Annotated in this window: 17 protein-coding genes; 3 read left to right on the plus strand and 14 right to left on the minus strand. The window is 59.8% G+C overall.

Annotated features, from left to right (window positions below; all coding sequences use genetic code 11):
• Nucleotides 1-24: 24 nt before the first annotated feature.
• The 3 genes from PYK22_RS16705 to PYK22_RS09870 all read left to right on the plus strand — a co-directional run bounded on the left by PYK22_RS16705 (nt 25) and on the right by PYK22_RS09870 (nt 2,186).
• Entirely contained in the window at nt 25-819 is a 795-nt protein-coding gene (locus PYK22_RS16705; RefSeq protein ID WP_060635538.1) for a J domain-containing protein, read from the plus strand.
• 234 nt (nt 820-1,053) lie between these two features.
• The gene (locus tag PYK22_RS09865; RefSeq protein ID WP_157770807.1) at nt 1,054-1,320 is read left to right on the plus strand and encodes a hypothetical protein; all 267 of its coding nucleotides are present in this window, start codon (nt 1,054-1,056) and stop codon (nt 1,318-1,320) included.
• Nucleotides 1,321-1,373: 53 nt separating this feature from the next.
• Nucleotides 1,374-2,186 (plus strand): HEAT repeat domain-containing protein, encoded by an 813-nt coding sequence (locus PYK22_RS09870; RefSeq protein WP_162199831.1) that lies wholly within the window; start codon nt 1,374-1,376, stop codon nt 2,184-2,186.
• Between the two features lie 261 nt (nt 2,187-2,447).
• Here PYK22_RS09870 and PYK22_RS09875 read toward each other — a convergent pair whose 3' ends face one another.
• From PYK22_RS09875 to PYK22_RS09945, 14 genes are all read right to left on the minus strand, one after another.
• A complete protein-coding gene (locus tag PYK22_RS09875; RefSeq protein ID WP_083437792.1) occupies nt 2,448-3,632 on the minus strand; it encodes an AAA family ATPase in 1,185 nt (394 codons plus the stop codon).
• A 411-nt stretch (nt 3,633-4,043) separates the two neighbouring features.
• On the minus strand, nt 4,044-5,363 hold the full coding sequence (locus PYK22_RS09885) for an inositol-3-phosphate synthase (RefSeq protein WP_173568275.1): 1,320 nt from the start codon (nt 5,361-5,363) through the stop codon (nt 4,044-4,046).
• Between the two features lie 132 nt (nt 5,364-5,495).
• A complete protein-coding gene (locus PYK22_RS16710) occupies nt 5,496-6,356 on the minus strand; it encodes a helix-turn-helix domain-containing protein (protein WP_060635539.1) in 861 nt (286 codons plus the stop codon).
• A 207-nt stretch (nt 6,357-6,563) separates the two neighbouring features.
• The gene (locus tag PYK22_RS09895; protein ID WP_041976786.1) at nt 6,564-8,171 is read right to left on the minus strand and encodes a glycoside hydrolase family 57 protein; all 1,608 of its coding nucleotides are present in this window, start codon (nt 8,169-8,171) and stop codon (nt 6,564-6,566) included.
• A gap of 36 nt (nt 8,172-8,207) precedes the next feature.
• A complete protein-coding gene (locus PYK22_RS09900; RefSeq protein ID WP_041976789.1) occupies nt 8,208-9,095 on the minus strand; it encodes a DUF4912 domain-containing protein in 888 nt (295 codons plus the stop codon).
• Nucleotides 9,096-9,253: 158 nt separating this feature from the next.
• Nucleotides 9,254-10,204 (minus strand): DUF3108 domain-containing protein, encoded by a 951-nt coding sequence (locus tag PYK22_RS09905; RefSeq protein ID WP_041976791.1) that lies wholly within the window; start codon nt 10,202-10,204, stop codon nt 9,254-9,256.
• 16 nt (nt 10,205-10,220) lie between these two features.
• The gene (locus PYK22_RS09910) at nt 10,221-10,796 is read right to left on the minus strand and encodes a methyltransferase family protein (RefSeq protein WP_041976794.1); all 576 of its coding nucleotides are present in this window, start codon (nt 10,794-10,796) and stop codon (nt 10,221-10,223) included.
• Nucleotides 10,797-10,868: 72 nt separating this feature from the next.
• Entirely contained in the window at nt 10,869-11,924 is a 1,056-nt protein-coding gene (gene waaC, locus PYK22_RS09915) for a lipopolysaccharide heptosyltransferase I (RefSeq protein ID WP_041976796.1), read from the minus strand.
• A 32-nt stretch (nt 11,925-11,956) separates the two neighbouring features.
• The gene (locus tag PYK22_RS09920; RefSeq protein ID WP_060635540.1) at nt 11,957-12,469 is read right to left on the minus strand and encodes an adenylyltransferase/cytidyltransferase family protein; all 513 of its coding nucleotides are present in this window, start codon (nt 12,467-12,469) and stop codon (nt 11,957-11,959) included.
• Nucleotides 12,453-13,499: a bifunctional heptose 7-phosphate kinase/heptose 1-phosphate adenyltransferase gene (locus PYK22_RS09925; RefSeq protein ID WP_162199832.1), complete on the minus strand. Its 1,047-nt coding sequence runs from the start codon at nt 13,497-13,499 to the stop codon at nt 12,453-12,455. The genes PYK22_RS09920 and PYK22_RS09925 overlap by 17 nt, the downstream gene beginning before the upstream one ends.
• Nucleotides 13,500-13,590: 91 nt before the next feature.
• The gene (locus PYK22_RS09930; RefSeq protein ID WP_041976799.1) at nt 13,591-14,232 is read right to left on the minus strand and encodes a D-glycero-alpha-D-manno-heptose-1,7-bisphosphate 7-phosphatase; all 642 of its coding nucleotides are present in this window, start codon (nt 14,230-14,232) and stop codon (nt 13,591-13,593) included.
• Entirely contained in the window at nt 14,210-15,355 is a 1,146-nt protein-coding gene (gene waaF, locus PYK22_RS09935; protein WP_157770808.1) for a lipopolysaccharide heptosyltransferase II, read from the minus strand. The genes PYK22_RS09930 and waaF overlap by 23 nt, the downstream gene beginning before the upstream one ends.
• Before the next feature lie 28 nt (nt 15,356-15,383).
• Nucleotides 15,384-16,223 (minus strand): NAD-dependent epimerase/dehydratase family protein, encoded by an 840-nt coding sequence (locus PYK22_RS09940; RefSeq protein ID WP_041976803.1) that lies wholly within the window; start codon nt 16,221-16,223, stop codon nt 15,384-15,386.
• Nucleotides 16,224-16,284: 61 nt separating this feature from the next.
• Nucleotides 16,285-16,506 (minus strand): hypothetical protein, encoded by a 222-nt coding sequence (locus tag PYK22_RS09945; RefSeq protein ID WP_157770809.1) that lies wholly within the window; start codon nt 16,504-16,506, stop codon nt 16,285-16,287.
• Between the last annotated feature and the right edge of the window lie 106 nt (nt 16,507-16,612).

Raw genomic sequence — 16,612 nt, forward strand, 5'->3', positions numbered from 1 at the left:
CAAAACTGAGAGGCGATTCCGCCCATGATCGATTACTACGAGATCTTAGGGGTGAAGCGCACCGCGACGGCGGCGGAGATCAAATCCGCATATCGCCGTCTTGCGCGTGAGCGGCACCCGGATCTCAACGGCGGATCGGAACAGGCGGCGCGCGAGTTCGCGCTCATCGCGCTCGCTTACCGCACGCTCAGCAATCCCCGCGAGCGCGCACGTTACGATGCCCAACGCGAACGGATATTGCGGGGCGGTTCGGTCTTTTACTCAAACAATCCACACGCGCAGCGCTTGCGTCGGGTGGCCGCTCAAGCGCGTTGGGACAAGGCCGTAGATCGCTGGCTCGAGGCTGAGCGGCGCGAGGCTTTCATGCGCACCCAAGCCGTCTTCACGACGGTCACTCTTTTCCTTTCGACCTTCTTCGTCGCCATGCTCAAGCCGCGTTTTTGGGACGTCTTCGATATCTTCGGGCGGGCTGTGATGGTGACGCTCTTCGTCATCGGCGTATGGCACTTGGCGGCTCGATTGCGGACTTGCTTTGAATACTACACGTATCGCCCCGAGCCGCTCCAAGCCTCGCTCATGAGCGGCGGCGACGGGCCGCGAAAACCTTTCAGTCGTGCTCTCGCTTCGGCCTTCCTAATCGTCGGCTATATGTTGAGCTTGATAGGGGGATTGATCGCAGGCGAATATACGTATTACATCGTCAGCGACATGGCCTTCTTCTTCGATCACCGCGTTCGTCCTGATTTGCTGTTCTATCCGCCCATCGCCGTGCTCATCGTCGATACGATGCATGCGGTCGCATCGAAGATAGATGCGTGATGATGGGGGGCGGTCTTGCGCCGCCATCCTCGATTCGGTTATATTCCCCAAAAGGACTCGCCCGAACCGTGTCGGATGGCGAAGTCAAAACTCTTTCGCGCGTAAGAAAGTAGGGAAGTGGAAGCGACAAAGTTCGATTCTCGCCTGAGCAAACTGGCGGGTTTAGCGGTCCAGCGCTTCGGATTCTGAAAGATCGCGCTTGGCCGTCTGAGATCCGCCAAAGGAGTGATGAAGATGGCCAAGCGACTGACGGATCGCCAACGCCTCGCCCTCAAAATCGACTCTCTGACCGATTCTGAAATTCAAGAGGTCTTGGATTATATCTCGATCATGGAAGCGATGCGGCGCAGCAGATCGCTCGCTATCGCTTGGGATGACGATTGGGTTGCGCGTCTTGCCGAGGAGTATGAGAATAAGCGCGCGCGCCAGGCGTTCGAGTGGGAAGCCGCGCGTCGTCGCGCAGAACGCCGGGCAGCGGTTGCGCCTATTTCTCGCATATGAGGCTCGGTCGGGAAGAGCTAGTCGATAGAGACGCAACCATGCGAGTTGGCGTCATGCTCTTGTTCTCGTCGCTCGTCATGGCGTCCTTTCTTCTGCAGGCTATCGCTCAAGATGCGGATCGGTCAACTTCAAAGCCTACGTTCGATCTGCAACGGGCGATCGAGCGTGAGCGGCGGCGCCTCGCGTCAGTCGATCCCGAAATAAGGCGAGACGCCGTGATGCGGCTCGGCGTTTGGCATCTTCCCGAAGCAGCGCGAGCGGCTGCCGTCGCACTCGGGGATCTTGATCCTTCGGTTCGAGTAGCAGCGATGCAGGCAGTGCTCGCGTTGCCTGCGGATGAAGCCGCCGCGCTGCTCATCCCCCTGCTACAGGATCGTAACGAGTTTGTGCGACAAGAGGCAGCGTATGCGCTTGGCAGGACGGGCAGCCATCTGGCCGTCGAACCGCTCATCGAAGCTTTGGAACGCGATCGAAAAAGCGGTGTGCGCGGAGCGGCAGCGGTCGCGTTGGGACAGATCGGCGATGATCGAGCGGCTGGCCCGCTCATTCGAACGCTTGAGCGTCGGTTCGGCTCGCGAAACGCTTTGGGACGTTTATTCGGTCGGACTCAGCCTGAGAACGAATTCGTGCGGCGATCCGCGATCCGCAGTCTGGGGAAGATGAAATGGCGCGGCGCTGTCCCTATCCTTATCGAGATCTTAAACGACGAGAGAGCGGAAGGCGATCTGCGGCGCGAAGCCGCCTATGCGCTTGGACTAATCGGCGATCGCGCTGCCGCGCCTGCTCTGCGCGCGGCGCTCAGCGCACGCGATCCTTATCTTGCGCGCATCGCTTTTGAGGCTCTGAGCAGAATCGGTCCAGGGTGATCTAGTGGCCGAACGCTCATCCCTGAATCTGTCGTGGTGGCGCGAGTTGGAGGCCATCGGCGTTGATGTCAATGCCGAACGCTCATCCCTGAATCTGTCGTGGTCTGATAGGTGCGTCAAATGTCGTGCATGGAGATGAGCCGAATGCTCATCCCTGAATCTGTCGCAGCCTCTATCTCCGCCGGGCGTCGTCCGACCAAAAATGAAGGCCGGAGGGTTTTACTTCTCCGGCCCTTCAGCTTGCGTTTCGCTTTGAATCTCTCAGTTCTCGCTCTTCTCCCCGCGCCCTTGACCGCGTTTGGCGACTTTAGTATGCGGAAGTGAGAGCGCGACTCCGCCCGAGCGCGCCTGTGGATACTCGGGCGCGTCCGTTTCGTCGAAATCGTTAACGAGCGCGCCGCCAGAACGTTTGGTGAAGACGAGCCTGCCGGCCTGTTCGTCGAAATCGACGAGGACGAGATCGCCGAGAGTCACTTGTTCGGTAGCGACCAAATTAGAGAGCGGATAGACGATGAACCGTTCGACGGCGCGCTTCAAGTGGCGCGCGCCATACTTGAAATCGATGCCTTCACGCAAGAGGAACTCCTTGGCCGCATCCGAGCACTGGAAGATGAACTTCGCTCCGGCTGAGCGCATGATCCGCTCTTGCACGGCGGCGAGTTCGAGATCGAGGATCTGTCTCAAGTGATGCTCTTTGAGCGCGCGGAAGACGACGACCTTGTCGATACGGTTCATGAACTCGGGTGAAAACTTCCGTCGCGCGGCTTCGAGCGCCGTGCGGTAGATCTTCTGATCGACTTCGGTATCTTCGGCGTTACGCGCGCCGGGGGCCGGGGCGAAGCCGATGCCGCCCGAGACGAGTTCGCTCATCTCGCGCGCGCCCAAGTTCGACGTCATGATGATGAGCGAACGGGAGAAATCGACCTTGCGGTTATCGCCGAGCGTGAGCGTGGCTTTGTCGAGAATCCCGAGCAGCAGTTGCCACAGCGCATCGGAAGCTTTTTCGATCTCGTCGAAGAGGACGAGCGAGAGCTTGTTATCTTCCGTATGGAAGCGATCGAGGTTCTCCTGCGTAAGCAGCGGGCTGGTCTCACGGTGCCCGAGGTATCCCGGGGGACTACCGATCAATTTAGCGATCTCATGCGAGTGTTGGAACTCGGCGCAATCGATCTTGATGACGGCGTTCGGGTCGCCGAACAAGACCTCAGCCGCCGCTTCGACGACGCGCGTCTTGCCTGAGCCGGTCGGTCCCAGAAAGAGCATCGTGCCGATGGGGCGGTTCGGGGGATTCATGCCGGCCAAGTAGATCTGGTACAGGCCGCTCATCCGACGGACGGCGCGCTCCTGACCGACGATGCGCGCGGCGAGTTTTTCCTCGAACTCGCGGGCGCGCGGGCTTTTTTTGTCTGGATCGAGCAGGATCGTTTCGTTCTTTCGGCTGATCATCTCCGTTACCATGGCGGCCTCCCTTGCTGGAAGACGACCGGCGTCGTCGGTTTCGGGGATCTCAGCGTGGCTTCGTCGAGCCGCCTGAGGCACTCCCACTTTGTCCTCCATGCAAGTGGTGCGCCGCTATTCTTGTTGATGCTTCGATGGCAAGTTTCGTTTGCTTTCGCACACCATCAAGCTACGAAGCGTTCTTCCTTGAAGCGATCTCGATCTTCGTGAAAGGCGCAAGAATATAAGGCTTATCTTCATTTTAATCAAGATGGAGCGCGATCCAAAACGCTCGCCCCCATTGACAAATTGCGTCATCGCGCTTTGACATTTAGTGTCAATGGGGGCGGATGGAGAGATCAGAAACACACGTAAACGTCACTCTGTGTCACGAAACCGTCAGTCATACTGGTTCCGAGCTCAATCGTAGTACTCGAGGCCGAGATGTGTGATCAGTTCTTCGCCCCTGAGGTAACGGAGGGTGTTCTTGAGCTTCATCAACTGAATGAACAGATCGTGTTCCGGGTACAATTCCGGCGCCGTCATCGGCGATTTGAAGTAGAAGGAGAGCCATTCTTGAATGCCTTTCATTCCGGCGCGTTGCGCTAGATCAAGGAAGAGCGCGAGATCGAGCACGAGAGGCGCGGCCAAGATCGAGTCACGGCACAGGAAGTTGATCTTGATCTGCATCGGGTAGCCGAGCCAACCGAAGATGTCGATGTTATCCCACCCTTCTTTGTTGTCGCCGCGCGGCGGGTAGTAGTTGATGCGCACGAGATGTGAAAAGTCTTTGTAAAGCTGCGGGTAGATCTCGGGCTGGAGGATATATTCGAGCACGGAGAGCTTCGACTCCTCTTTGGTCTTGAACGAGTCGGGATCATCCAAGACTTCGCCATCGCGGTTGCCGAGGATATTGGTCGAATACCAGCCGTGCAGCCCCAACAGGCGCGATTTCAGGCCGGGCGCGATGATCGTCTTCATCAGGGTCTGGCCGGTTTTGAAATCCTTGCCGCAAATCGGCACGCCGTTCTGATTGGCGAGTTCGATCAGGGCTGGAATATCTACGGTCAGATTGGGCGCGCCGTTGGCGAACGGGACGCCGGAGCGAAGTGCCGCGTAGGCATAGATCATCGAAGGTGCGATCGCTTTATGATTCTCCTTGAGCGCTTTCTCGAATGACTGAAGGCTGCGGTGTACGGGATGGGGCTTCATGAAGACTTCGGTCGAAGCCGCCCAGATCATGACCATGCGCGCGCATCTATTACGGCGTTTGAATTCCGCGATCTCCTCGATGAGTTGCTCGGCGAGATCCATCTTCGTCTTGCCTTCTTTAATGTGCGTGCCGTTCAAGCGCTTGACGTACCTTTGGTCGAAGACGGCGCGCATCGGCTTGATCTTCTGCAGTTGAGGTTTGAGCTGTACGAGCAGTTCCTTTTCGAGCACGCCCGCTTGCAGCGCAGCTTCATATGCCGAGTCTGGGAAGATATCCCATGCGCCGAAGACCAGATCGTCCAGTTCTGCGAGCGGAACGAAATCTTTGATCTTAGGGACGCGGTTTTCGGTGCGCTTCCCGAGGCGAATCGTGCCCATTTGGGTCAGGCTTCCGATCGGTTCGGCCAAACCGCGTTTGACGGCTTCGACCCCGGCGATAAACGTCGTGCTGACGGCTCCCAAGCCGACGAGTAGAACGCCCAATTTGCCCTGAGCTGGGGCGATTTCGACGCCTTTTTCAATAGCCATCGCTATGATCTCCTTGATGGGAATTAGATCCGAGATTTCGATTTCAGGATAAACCCAAAGCGAAGGCGCGTCTCGCGTTCTTTTGCGCAAAATTGACGGTCGATTGCGGCGCGTTGGGTCGAAGCTCGCGCCTCACCCGTCGCTGTTGCCTTTGATCAAGGCGGCGCGGAAGACGCGCGGACTCAGTCCGGTGGCTCGGCGAAAGGCTTTGGCGAAATGGCTCGGGCTGCTGTAACCGACGCGCCCAGCGATCTCGGTGATCGATAGATCGGTTTGGGCGAGCAATGTCTCAGCGCGGGCCAGTCGCAACGCCGCAAGGTAAGCGTGGGGCGTCGTTCCGGTCGCCTTCTTGAAGAGGCGCGCGAAGTGGAACGGGGAGAGGTAGGCGGCGGCAGCCATCTCTTCGAGCGAGAGTTCGCGATCCAATTGTGCGTACATGAGTTCCACGGCGCGACGCAAGCGCCGGTCGATGAGTCCGGCGCGCGTTAACTCGAGTTCATCTGCGCGACGAACGCGGGCGTAGCGGCGTAAAAGATGCACCATAACTTGTTCGACGAGCGCGGAGGCGACCACATCTTTCCCCCGCTCATCAGTCGCTAGCTCTTCTGCGACGTCGCGCGCGAGGCGAATGAGCTTGGCATCGCCGCCGATGAGATTGGTGTGGAAGCTAACGAACGCATCGCTGCGCGCGAATCCGATGCGCACAGCGCAATCGAGGACGAGCGTCGGCGAAAGGGAGAAAAGGACGAAGCTCGCCTCGTCGCCGCGCAAAGAAAGGGGCTCGTTGGGCAAGACGAGGAGCGCATCTCCGCCGCGCATTGTGCCCTTGTCGTTGGAAACGGCGAATCGCCAAGAGCCGTCGAGCAGAGCCAAAATCATGTAGTGCGAGCGCGCTTCGCTGTGCCAGTTCAAATGGCAGCGTTGGCGATAATGAAGCGTGTAATCGGGATGGACGAGAATGCGCTCGGAACTATTCGTGTGACGATGTGGCATCTCTTGCCTGACTGGGCTGTTCTGAATGCAAGCGTTCAATTGGCGGCGCGCATCTTCGATCGCTCAAACATAACCTTGAATCCGCCTCTGCGCAAGTTCGGGGTCGCTGTCGAGAAGGATGCGCGAGGGTCGGCATCCCCGTTCGCGCAACGCGACGCGCCGAGCCCGGGCCGTTTCGCGCGCGATCCTCGCCCCGTGACGCGAGCTTCAGTGCGGTTTGGTGCAGTAGGTGCGGAAATCGAGCTCTTGAAAGATGTTGTCGCGCGATTCGATCTCTTCCAGACGCGCGACATCTATCTCGCCTCGCGCGATATCATCAGCGAGCGCATTGAAACGGTAGATGTGGGCGCGGAAGCGGCGCACAGCATATTCGACGGTCGTCCCCTGATAGATCTGGAACGCCCAATCGCTCGATTGGGCGAGCAACAGTTCGCGCGCAGCTTGATTGAGCGCGCGGCGTTTCATCTCGTCAGCGGTCAGCGCGTGCTCATCGGCCAATCGGGTCATACGCGCTTCGGCGGCATGCTGATACGGGTACATCCACGCCGTGCCTTCGTTCAGCCAAACTTTGAAATATCCTTCCGCGCCCCAGGAAGACTGGGCCGGTTGTTGCGTCTGGATGGGCAGATCGAGATCGAGGTAGTCGCCCGGCGAGATCGGGATGAGCGCATCTCGGCGCTCGCTCAGCCGGCGGAAAACGAAATCGAGGAACTGCGGGCCTTCATACCACCAGTGGCCGAAAAGCTCCGCATCATAGGGCGAGACGATAAGCGGCGCGCGATCTTCGAACGACTCGCGCAGCCGCCTCGCCTGTTCGAGACGCGAGCGGACGAAGTGCTCAGCGTCGAGCATGGCGCGCCGGCGGGCCGCTCCCGGATCGTAAGGCGCTTTTTCATGAAGGGGCACATCGCGCCCGGTGATGCGATGATATTTGAGCCCCAAATGGCGACGTTCTCCGTCGCTGTGCAGATGCGGTTTCAAGTATTCATATGGCGCGTCCCAACCTATGTCTCGATAGAATTCGCGGTAGTCCGCATGTCCCGGATAACCGGTGATCGAGCTCCAGACTTGTTGGCTCGTCTCCGGATCGCGCGCGAAGACAGCGACCCCGTTCGGACAGCGAACCGGCGCGTAGACGCCATAACGCGGGCGCGGATCTCCGTAGAGGACCGCATGCGCGTCGGCGATGAAGTATTCGAGGCCGGCATCGGCCAGAATCGTTTCGACGCCCGGCTCATACGCGCATTCGGGCAACCAGATGCCGCGCGGCTGACGCCCGAAATGTTTTCGGTAGTTGTTGATGGCGATCTCAACTTGCGCGCGCCGCGCCTCTTCTGTCGAGATGAGCGGCAAAAAGCCATGCGTCGCGCCGCAGGTGATGATCTCAATGATGCCGGCATCCTGAAGCTCACGGAACGCGCGCACGAGATCGCGCCGGTAAACATCTTCCCAGAGATGATGAGCCGCCCTCAGATTCTCATGATACATGCGCGCCGTCTGGTGGAATTCGGGCGCCTCGCGGGCCGTGCGTCCCAGTTCTTTTTCGACGAGCGCGAGTAGATTCTCCAAATGGCGCGTGTAACGCGAGCGCAGCAGTTCATCGGATAGCATCTCGCACAGCGGCGGCGAGATGTTGATCGCGAGGCGAGGTTTATCGCTCAGTCGCGCTAGATTCGAGAAGATTGAGATGAGCGGCAGGTAAACTTCCGTGATCGCTTCGTAGAGCCAGTCCTCTTCGAGGAATTCCGGACGTTCCGGGTGGCGCACGAAAGGCAGATGAGCGTGAAGCACTAGGCTGAAATAGGCGACGGACATGGCGGATTCGCTTCAGTTGACATCGAAAGGCGCGACTCACTCGACCGTCCGATCAGGCGCAGAGGTCGGAAGCCCGACTGGGCCACGCGGCGTGAAGGTCTCGCTTGCGCCGAAAACGCTTTCGCGATATTCAGGCGGCAAGGAGGCGCGCAGCGCTTCGATCAGACGCGCGCGGTCCAGTTTCGCCAGCCTCTCTTCAAACCATGCCAGAAGTTCGGGGGGGAAGATCTTCCGCAATTCGTCGAGGTCATGACCGGCAGCGAACGCGATGAGCAGCCGCCAGCCCTCGCCCCCGAATCCCGATAGCGCCTCTACCCACGAGACTTCGTTCGAAGCTTCGAGTTGTACGGCCAGCGCCTCTGCCGCATAGCCCGACTCCGAAAGGATGCGGGCAAACGCGCTCGGCGGGACGTTGAAGAGCGGAGATCGGTCCGCTTCGGGCGATACGCTCGCGCGCGGCGTTCGTACGACATTCGAGACCAGAAGCCTGATGAACGGATGTCCTGGCGCAAACAGCCCGAGTTCGACGCGATAAAGGCGCGCGGGGAAGACATCGAACCATTCGCTGCCATCCGGCGAAGCTGGTCGCACGTATTGTTGGCCGCCGATCAGATCCGTCAATCGGACGGCGAGCGTGTATTGCGCCGCTCGATCGCCGAGGACTTTGCGCAGCGTTTCAAACGGATCACGTGACAAACCCCAGTAGAGGAACAGCCTGTATGGCGATTGCGCAAATAGTCTTATGCGATCGGCGCGCGGCAGCGGCGGCAGCGGCTCTATCTCTGGGAGAACGGCGAGACGACGTTGCGCCTCTTCGAGGCGCGCGCGTAGCGCCTCGGGCGAAACCGTCTCAGAGCTGCTTCGAAAATCGGAGAAAATCGCCATATCGGACGGGCGCGGATCTTCGACGCCCTCTGGGCTCATTGCAAGCTTGAAAGATCTTTCACAGTTTGGCCGACCGATCGCGCTTGTGTCAACGCGCAAGCGTGCGAAAGCTTCTGGACGCATCGACTTTTCGGGCGGTTTGCGACGAAGCGAAAAGCGAATCGGGCTGAAGTGACGATGGCCAGATGAAAGCCGGATTAGTCCTTCAGCCGGGCCGCCGCAGAGTCACTCTCTGCGCCCATGCATTCGACCGGCGACCCTTGCACTTCGGCGGCCACCGCTTGCGGATCGTATGAAATCCGTTTGAGCTTGATGCTGAGCGTACCGAGATCGCTGCTCAGTTCGGCTCGGACGGGAATGCGCTTCGGGTCGGTCGTCATCCAGAGAGACATGCGGCCATCGCGTCGGACCAGCCCGTTCTCGCCGAAGATCCCAACTTCGAGGCGCACGGTCTCGACCTCACCGAGGATGGTCTTCAGTCGTTTGATTTCGGCGACTTTCACCGGCACGTGATAAGGATGGCCCGCATCGCTGATGATCATCTCAAACTGCGCGCCCGGAGCGAGAGGCTTCGTGCGAAGAACGTAGATCGCTGAGAGTATGTCGTAGAGCGCATCACCGATCTGGCTCGTGATGGTGTTCGGTCTCTGGGCCGGATGCTTGGGATCCTTTTCGATCCACGTGACTTGGTCGCGCTGGCGGTCGAACACCGCGCAATCGACTCTGACGCGCGACCCTTGCTCATCGTATCTTCTCGTTTCGAGCACCGCGAATGATTCGGGATCGACCTTCGATTCGATGCGATAGCGAAAATTTATTCCGAAGAGTTTATGAAACCAGCCGTCGGCGCGCGCTTCGCCGGTGAGGCGGAGCAGACCTGGGGCGCGCTGGCATTTGGAAGGCGGATTCGCCGCCTCCCGAGTATTTATCGCTGGCGGCGGCGCGTCGTCGAAGCGAGCCGCGAATCGAAATTCGGCGATGTTGATGTTGCGCAAGATTAGCTTGGAGAATTCCCCTTCGTAGACCAGTTGTTCTTGCGGAAGGAAAGGAAGAGCGCGGCGTTCATCCATGTTCGCTCGTTGCCCGATCGCCGATTGACAGTTGGCGAAGGTGAGACAGAGGAGGAGAAGAAGTTCGCCGGTTCGCATCGCCTTCGTTGATGGATCAACGGATCAGCATGGCTTTGAGCGCCAGCGCGAGCCACGCGATGATGAAACCGAACGCCGCCCGATATTCGCGATAGCGCAGGTAAAGCCGCGCATCGAAGTTCTGCGCTCGTTTCCGGCTGTAAACTGTCGGGCGCGGGAAAAAGAGCGGCACCGCGCGCGCGTAAGCCTCATACTCCGAGCCGAAGAGTCGGCGCATCGTCGCTTCTTCGACGCGCATCACGGGCAGATAGATGCCTAAAAAGAAGATGACGAAAAGCGCGCCGAGAGACGCGCGACCGGCGGCAATGGTGAACCCGAGCCCCAAGAGGAAACTGCCGAGGTAGAGCGGATTTCGCGTGTAGGCGTATGGGCCGGAGGTCGCCAGTGCGGCGTTTTTGCGGATATGGCCGGAAGCCCATGCGCGCGTGATCAATCCGAGCGACGCGACGATGCCGCCCGCGGCCAAAGTCCAAGGGAGAGGACGCGCTAAGGCGATGAAGATGGCGCCGCACAGAAAACCTAATGGCACGCGCCACCGTTGAAGCTGCGAGCCGAGTCGCTGCGTAATCGGGCGATCTTCAACGATATTCATCCTCGACACAGCGTGATGGTAGCCGATCCGGCGAGAGTTTGAAAAGCGCGCGCGATCCCGCAAGGATGGCCTTCATCGCGCGGCGCAACGCGCGCGCCTTAATCGTTCCTCGACGGCGCGAAGGACGCGATCGACCTCAATCTCCATGCAGATCCAGTTACGGCACGAGCGGCGGTGGCAGTTCTCCCGACAGCCAATGTCCATGCGTTCGACGCAGATGTCTTCGGCGCGCGGCGAGCCATTGCGCCACCACTCGGTGGGCCCGAATAGACCGACGACCGGAGTCCCAGCCGCGACGGCCAAATGGGTCGGCCCGGTGTCGCCGCCGACGTAAACGCGCGCGCGCCGCGCGAGCGCATAAAATCCTTTGAGCGATAGGCTCACGGCATAAGCTGCGCCCTTGCGGCTTTCCCGCATGACCTCATCCGCGAGCTCTGCTTCACCCGGTCCGTATGTGATCACCGAGGGCAGCCCGAGGGTTTCCCACAGAGCATCGGCCAGGGCTCCGAATCGCCGCGCGCTCCAAAGCTTAGTGGGCCAGCCGCCGCCCGGGTTGAGGAGGGCGAAATCTTCGGCCACAGCCTCGATCGCCGATTCAGCTTCGCGTTCGTGTTCCGGCGAGATCGCGATCGGGAAGCGGAACTGGGTCGGATCCGTCGGCGTCTTGATGTCGAGCGCTTGTGCGGCGAGCGCGAGGTTTTTGGCGATGACGTGAGCGCGCGCGGGGACGCGATAGATCTCGGTCAGAAGAAAACGACTCGCAGGTTCGCGCAACGTTTCGGGGGCAAAACCGCAACGGCGCGGCGCTCCGGCGAGTCTGGCTAAGAAGGCAGACTTTATCAGTCCTTGCAGATCAAGGGCGACATCGAAGGGCTGGGCGCGCAAACGATGCAACTGTTGGCGCGCCACCAACAGCGTCTCCCCAAGCCTCGACGCGCGCCGCAGCGCCTTCGTATCGACTTCGATGAGATGATCGATCAGCGGGTTGTCTTGCAGGATTTCGGCGGCGCGCCGTTCGACGAGCCAGGAGATCTCGGCCTGTGGCAGCGCGTTTCTGATGGCCGCTAGCGTCGGCAGGGCGTGTACGACATCGCCAATGCTGCTCAACTTGACGATGAGAATCCGCATGTTGTTCGCCTTGAAACTTTCGCGTGGATCTTTCAGCGACCCATTTTCGCCCCTTTTAACTTCTCGATCAGTGCGGAAGAAGAATGCTCCTTTGGATCGCCGACGATGACGACGCGCCCGCCGTATGAGCGCACGATCTCGCGCTCGGGAACGGTCTCCTCGGTGTAGTCGGTCCCTTTCGCGTGGATGTCCGGGCGAATGGCTAAAAGCAAGGCTTCCACGGTCGGCTCGTGAAAGATCGTCACCAGATCGACCGCGCGCAAAGAGGCGACGATCTCCGCACGTTCACGTTCGGGGATGAGCGGCCTGCCGGGTCCCTTAAGGGCCCGAACCTGTTCATCGCAGTTGATGCCGACAACGAGAAGATCGCCCAACGCGCGCGCCGCTTCGAGGTAACGGACATGTCCGACGTGCAAGATGTCGAAGCACCCGTTGGCGAAGACTATGCGCGCGCCATTTTTGCGCGCGATGGCGACGCGCGCGATCAGGCGGTTGCGCTCGAGGATACGCGAAGCCGCGTCGTTCTGCTCATCCTGTGCTCTCATGCGCCAAGACGGTCAAAAGCTCTTCGGTCGAGACGGTCGCCGTGCCGCGTTTCATCACGACAACGCTGCCCGCGTAGTTTGCCAGCCGCGCCGCATCGCTGAATGGGGCGCCGCAGGCGAGCGCAAGCGTGTAGGTGGCGATCACGGTGTCTCCAGCGCCGGTGACATCCACCGCATCGCGCGATCCGACGATCGGGATGTGAAGCGGCGGGCGTTCCGCTTCGAGGAGCAGCATCCCGTCACCGCCGCGCGTGATAAGTAGCGCGCGATAACGCAGACGCTGTCTCAACTCTTCGCCGATCTCTTCCAACCTGCGGATGCCAGCGATACGTTCGCGGCAAAGATCTTCAACTTCGGCTTCGTTCGGCGTGGCCGAAGTGAAGCCTTTGAATTCGAAGAGGCGATGGCGCGAATCGACTACGACCGGAATCCCGCGCGCCATCGCCCGTTGTGCGCTTTGGGCAATTTCCGCCGAAACGATGCCGTAACCGTAGTCGGAGATGACGATCGCATCGCTTCGCGCGAAAACGTCGCGTGCGTTGGCATGCAAGAGCTGGCGCGAGGTTTCGTTCATTGGAGTTTCCCCTTCGTAATCGACGCGGATCACCTGCTGGCGCGGGGCGTGGGCTCGTCCGGCTAGGATGCGAACTTTCGTCGTCGTGCGCGCGCCTTTGATGACGATGATCGAATCGCAGGCGACTCCGGCTGCGGATAGCTTATCTATCACCTTTCGACCGGCCTCATCATCTCCGATGGCGCCGATGAGCGTCGCCTTTGCGCCGAGCGCGGCCAAGTTCATCGCGCAGTTGGCGGCGCCGCCCGGAAGCGTCTCCGTCCGCTCGTGACGCAAGATGAGCACGGGAGCCTCGCGCGAGACGCGACTGATCTCGCCATAGACGAATTGATCGGCGACGATGTCACCGACGACTGCGACGCGACACTCGGCGAAAGAGCGCACAAGCGATTGGAGACGCAAGCGAAGAGGCGCATCATCGATCGCGAGCCGATCATCTCTCGAACGGTTTGGCACGCTCACTATATTACACCCGCTCTCTTCAACATTTCAGCTACACATGCGACCCGCTGGTCCGCGAAGCGCTCATCGAGCTCGAGCATCCTCTTCAACTTTTCAGCCACACAGGCGACTCTGCGCTTAAGTGCGCTTCCCCATCCGTCGTGATGCGTTCGACCGCTTCGAGCAGATTGGGCGCGATCAGATCGGGCATATGTTCCCATCGCGCTCGTTGATATTCCCATTCGCCGAGTCCGTAACCGGTGAGCACGAAGGCGGCGCGCAGACCGGCATTGCGCGCCAGTTCGATGTCGCTGTAACGGTCGCCGATCATCCAACTTCGCGTTAGGTCTATGGCTAAATCGCGCGCCGCGCGCTGGACCAAACCGGGCTTCGGTTTGCGGCAATCGCAGTCTTGGCGGTAAGGCGGTTCGCCGACCGACGGATGATGTGGGCAGTAGTAGATGGCATCCAAGCGCGCGCCTTCGCTCTCCAACCGTTCGCGCAGCAGGCGGTGAACTTCCAAGACAAGATCTTCGCTGAAGTAACCGCGCGCGATGCCAGCTTGGTTTGTTATGATGATCGCCAGCCAACCCGCCCGATTCAGTCTCCGGATCGCTTCGGCGGAGAAAGGGAAGAGGCGAAAGCGCGACGGATGGTTGACGTATCCAACCTCTTCGGAAAGCGTCCCATCGCGGTCGATGAATACCGCGCGACGTAGCTTAGGTTCAGCGATTACTGATCGGTCCATCGTTATGGATGTTTCGCTCGATATTCGCCTTCGATTGCGAACCGTTTGCTGATTCTAGCAGAGGCCGCTGGAGGATTCGAAAGGCTTTGGCGAAGATCTCGTCCGCCGTGATGTCGGTCATGCAGCGATGGTCGATCGGGCATTGACGCAAATGGCACGGGGCGCATGGCGGAGGATGGTGTACGATCTCCGCCGTTGGCGAAAAAGGGCGCGTCCTTGTCGGATCGGTCGGGCCAAAGATGACGAGCGTCGGTTTGCCGAGCGCTCCGCCGATGTGAGCTGGGCCGGTGTCGTTGGTGACGAGCAGATCGGCGATGCTGAGCAAGGCCGTGACCTGTTCGATGTCTAGCGTGCCGGTGAGGATTTTAGGTTCATGTTTCATCTTCGCAGCCACTTCCCGGGCTACCTCCATTTCGCTCGGCGCGCCGATCAGCACGATTTCAGCGTTCAATTCATCTATCAAACGATCCCCCAAGGCGGCGAAGCGGTCGGCGGGCCAACGTTTCGCTTCGCTGTTGGTCGAGCCCGGGCAGAGGGCGACGAGCGGTCCGCTAATGGACATCCCCCGCTCGCGTAAAATGGCGCGTATGCGCGCTTGGCGCTGCGGCGAAACTTCGAGGCACGGTGCGAGCGCGGCCCCATCCGAGAGGGGGGAGCTTTGACGGGCGCAAAGCAGCCTTTCGATCTCCGTCGCGAGATTGAGGTAGTAGAAGACTTCGTGCCGCTCGGCGCGCCAAGTTGGAAGGCGCACCGGATGCGTAAGGAGAAGGGCGCGCCCGTCGGTCGCGTACCCGATGCGGGTTGGGATGCGCGCCAAAGCGGCGATCAGCGCCGCTTCGAATGCGTTCTGAAAGAGCACGGCCAGATCGAACGTCGCTTGGCGCAATCGCTTCGCTTGTCGTAGCGGAGAGAGGAAGGAGCGGCGTTGGTAGATCAGGAGTTCGTCGATGAGATCGCTTTCGGCGAACAGTCCGGCGGTCCATGGGCGCGCAACGTATGCGAGATGAGCGTGCGGGAAAATCCGCCGCAAGTGCTTGAGAGCGGGAAGCGAGATGACGGTGTCGCCCACCCAACTGGTGCCATGCACGAGTATGCGTTCGATTTGTGCGGATGATCGGCTCACCTTCTCCCATTCGGCGTAGCTCAGCTCTTCAACCGATGATTCGGCGTATGCCCTCTTCGAGGGAGACGATCGGCTCCCAATCGAGTTCGGCGCGAGCGCGCGCGATATCGGCGACGTAATTCACTGGAACGGGCGTCGCTTCGCTCGGTTCGATGAGCGGCTCGCGCCCCATGAGACGCCCGATCAGTTCGACTATTTCGCGTAAACTGGCCGCATGGCGGACGCCCGCGCCGAGATTGTACAATCCGCGCCGTATGTTCGAATCTATAAAGGCGCGGCAGGCGCGCGCGAAATCCTCGACGTAGAGCGGATCGCGACGCGGCGTTCCATCGAGCGGCAACCTGATCGGCAGATTGCGGCTGATCCTTTCGATGTAGTTCCCCACGAAGCTCGGCTGATTGCCTTCGGACGAAGGCGCATAGACGGGCGAAAGACGAAAGATGCAAACTCGCAGATCGCGCGCCTGCGCGTAGAAATCCACGTAACGCTCACCGATCAGCTTCGACCATTCGAACGCCGCTTGACCGCAGTAGTCGGTCGGACATGTTTCGGGAACCTCTTCGTAGCGATCCGCGTGCATGCCGTAGACATCTTTGGTCGAGGCATAAATGAAGATGGCGCCGCGACGCACGTGGCGCAGGACGTGCGCTGTGCCTTCGGCGTTGACGCGGAAACATGTCTCGGCAGCGGCGGGCGATTTGTCCGAGTGCGCGGCCAGATGGATCACCGCGTCATAATCGCTGATGATCGTGGCATCGTGCGGATTCAGAATATCGCAGTAAGAGCGACGCGAAAAGTCGTCGGCGTTGAAGAATCGGCGAAGATAAGTGCCGAGATAGCCGCTGCCGCCTGTGATTAAGATCTTCAATTTCAGATCGTTTAGAACTTTCTTCGGGCTCCGCGCCTTACGCGAAGCGATCCATTCGGAATCAAACGGCCTTGTAATCGCGCTTCATGCGCCGCCATCCGGGCCGCACGATGACGCGCTTCTCCTCGCGTCCGACGCAGTCCCAACAGACATAATGAATGTCATTATCCGCGCCAACGTACTGGATGAAATGGTCTGTTTCGGAATCGCATCGCTCGCAGCGGACGACGGGCCGCCCTTCGGTTCTGATGTCAGACGAGACGAATGGCAAAGGTGCGCTCAACGCTTGATCAAGGACCTCCTTCGCTCACCTACTCTCTGGAAGAACCCGCAGGACAAGAAAATACATCAAAGAGATGGCGCTTACCAAATGGCGGATCCGGTTCATT

Origin of the sequence: Pyrinomonas methylaliphatogenes (assembly GCF_000820845.2) — a bacterium.
Taxonomy (GTDB): Bacteria; Acidobacteriota; Blastocatellia; order Pyrinomonadales; family Pyrinomonadaceae; genus Pyrinomonas; species Pyrinomonas methylaliphatogenes.

What these genes read in the sequence shown, in the direction of transcription:
- PYK22_RS16705 (WP_060635538.1), top strand. Translation starts at nt 25, where the DNA reads ATGATCGATTACTACGAGATCTTAGGGGTGAAGCGCACCGCGACGGCG.
- PYK22_RS09865 (WP_157770807.1), top strand. Translation starts at nt 1,054, where the DNA reads ATGGCCAAGCGACTGACGGATCGCCAACGCCTCGCCCTCAAAATCGAC.
- PYK22_RS09870 (WP_162199831.1), top strand. Translation starts at nt 1,374, where the DNA reads ATGCTCTTGTTCTCGTCGCTCGTCATGGCGTCCTTTCTTCTGCAGGCT.
- PYK22_RS09875 (WP_083437792.1), bottom strand. Translation starts at nt 3,632, where the DNA reads ATGATCAGCCGAAAGAACGAAACGATCCTGCTCGATCCAGACAAAAAA.
- PYK22_RS09885 (WP_173568275.1), bottom strand. Translation starts at nt 5,363, where the DNA reads ATGGCTATTGAAAAAGGCGTCGAAATCGCCCCAGCTCAGGGCAAATTG.
- PYK22_RS16710 (WP_060635539.1), bottom strand. Translation starts at nt 6,356, where the DNA reads ATGCCACATCGTCACACGAATAGTTCCGAGCGCATTCTCGTCCATCCC.
- PYK22_RS09895 (WP_041976786.1), bottom strand. Translation starts at nt 8,171, where the DNA reads ATGTCCGTCGCCTATTTCAGCCTAGTGCTTCACGCTCATCTGCCTTTC.
- PYK22_RS09900 (WP_041976789.1), bottom strand. Translation starts at nt 9,095, where the DNA reads ATGAGCCCAGAGGGCGTCGAAGATCCGCGCCCGTCCGATATGGCGATT.
- PYK22_RS09905 (WP_041976791.1), bottom strand. Translation starts at nt 10,204, where the DNA reads ATGCGAACCGGCGAACTTCTTCTCCTCCTCTGTCTCACCTTCGCCAAC.
- PYK22_RS09910 (WP_041976794.1), bottom strand. Translation starts at nt 10,796, where the DNA reads ATGAATATCGTTGAAGATCGCCCGATTACGCAGCGACTCGGCTCGCAG.
- waaC (WP_041976796.1), bottom strand. Translation starts at nt 11,924, where the DNA reads ATGCGGATTCTCATCGTCAAGTTGAGCAGCATTGGCGATGTCGTACAC.
- PYK22_RS09920 (WP_060635540.1), bottom strand. Translation starts at nt 12,469, where the DNA reads ATGAGAGCACAGGATGAGCAGAACGACGCGGCTTCGCGTATCCTCGAG.
- PYK22_RS09930 (WP_041976799.1), bottom strand. Translation starts at nt 14,232, where the DNA reads ATGGACCGATCAGTAATCGCTGAACCTAAGCTACGTCGCGCGGTATTC.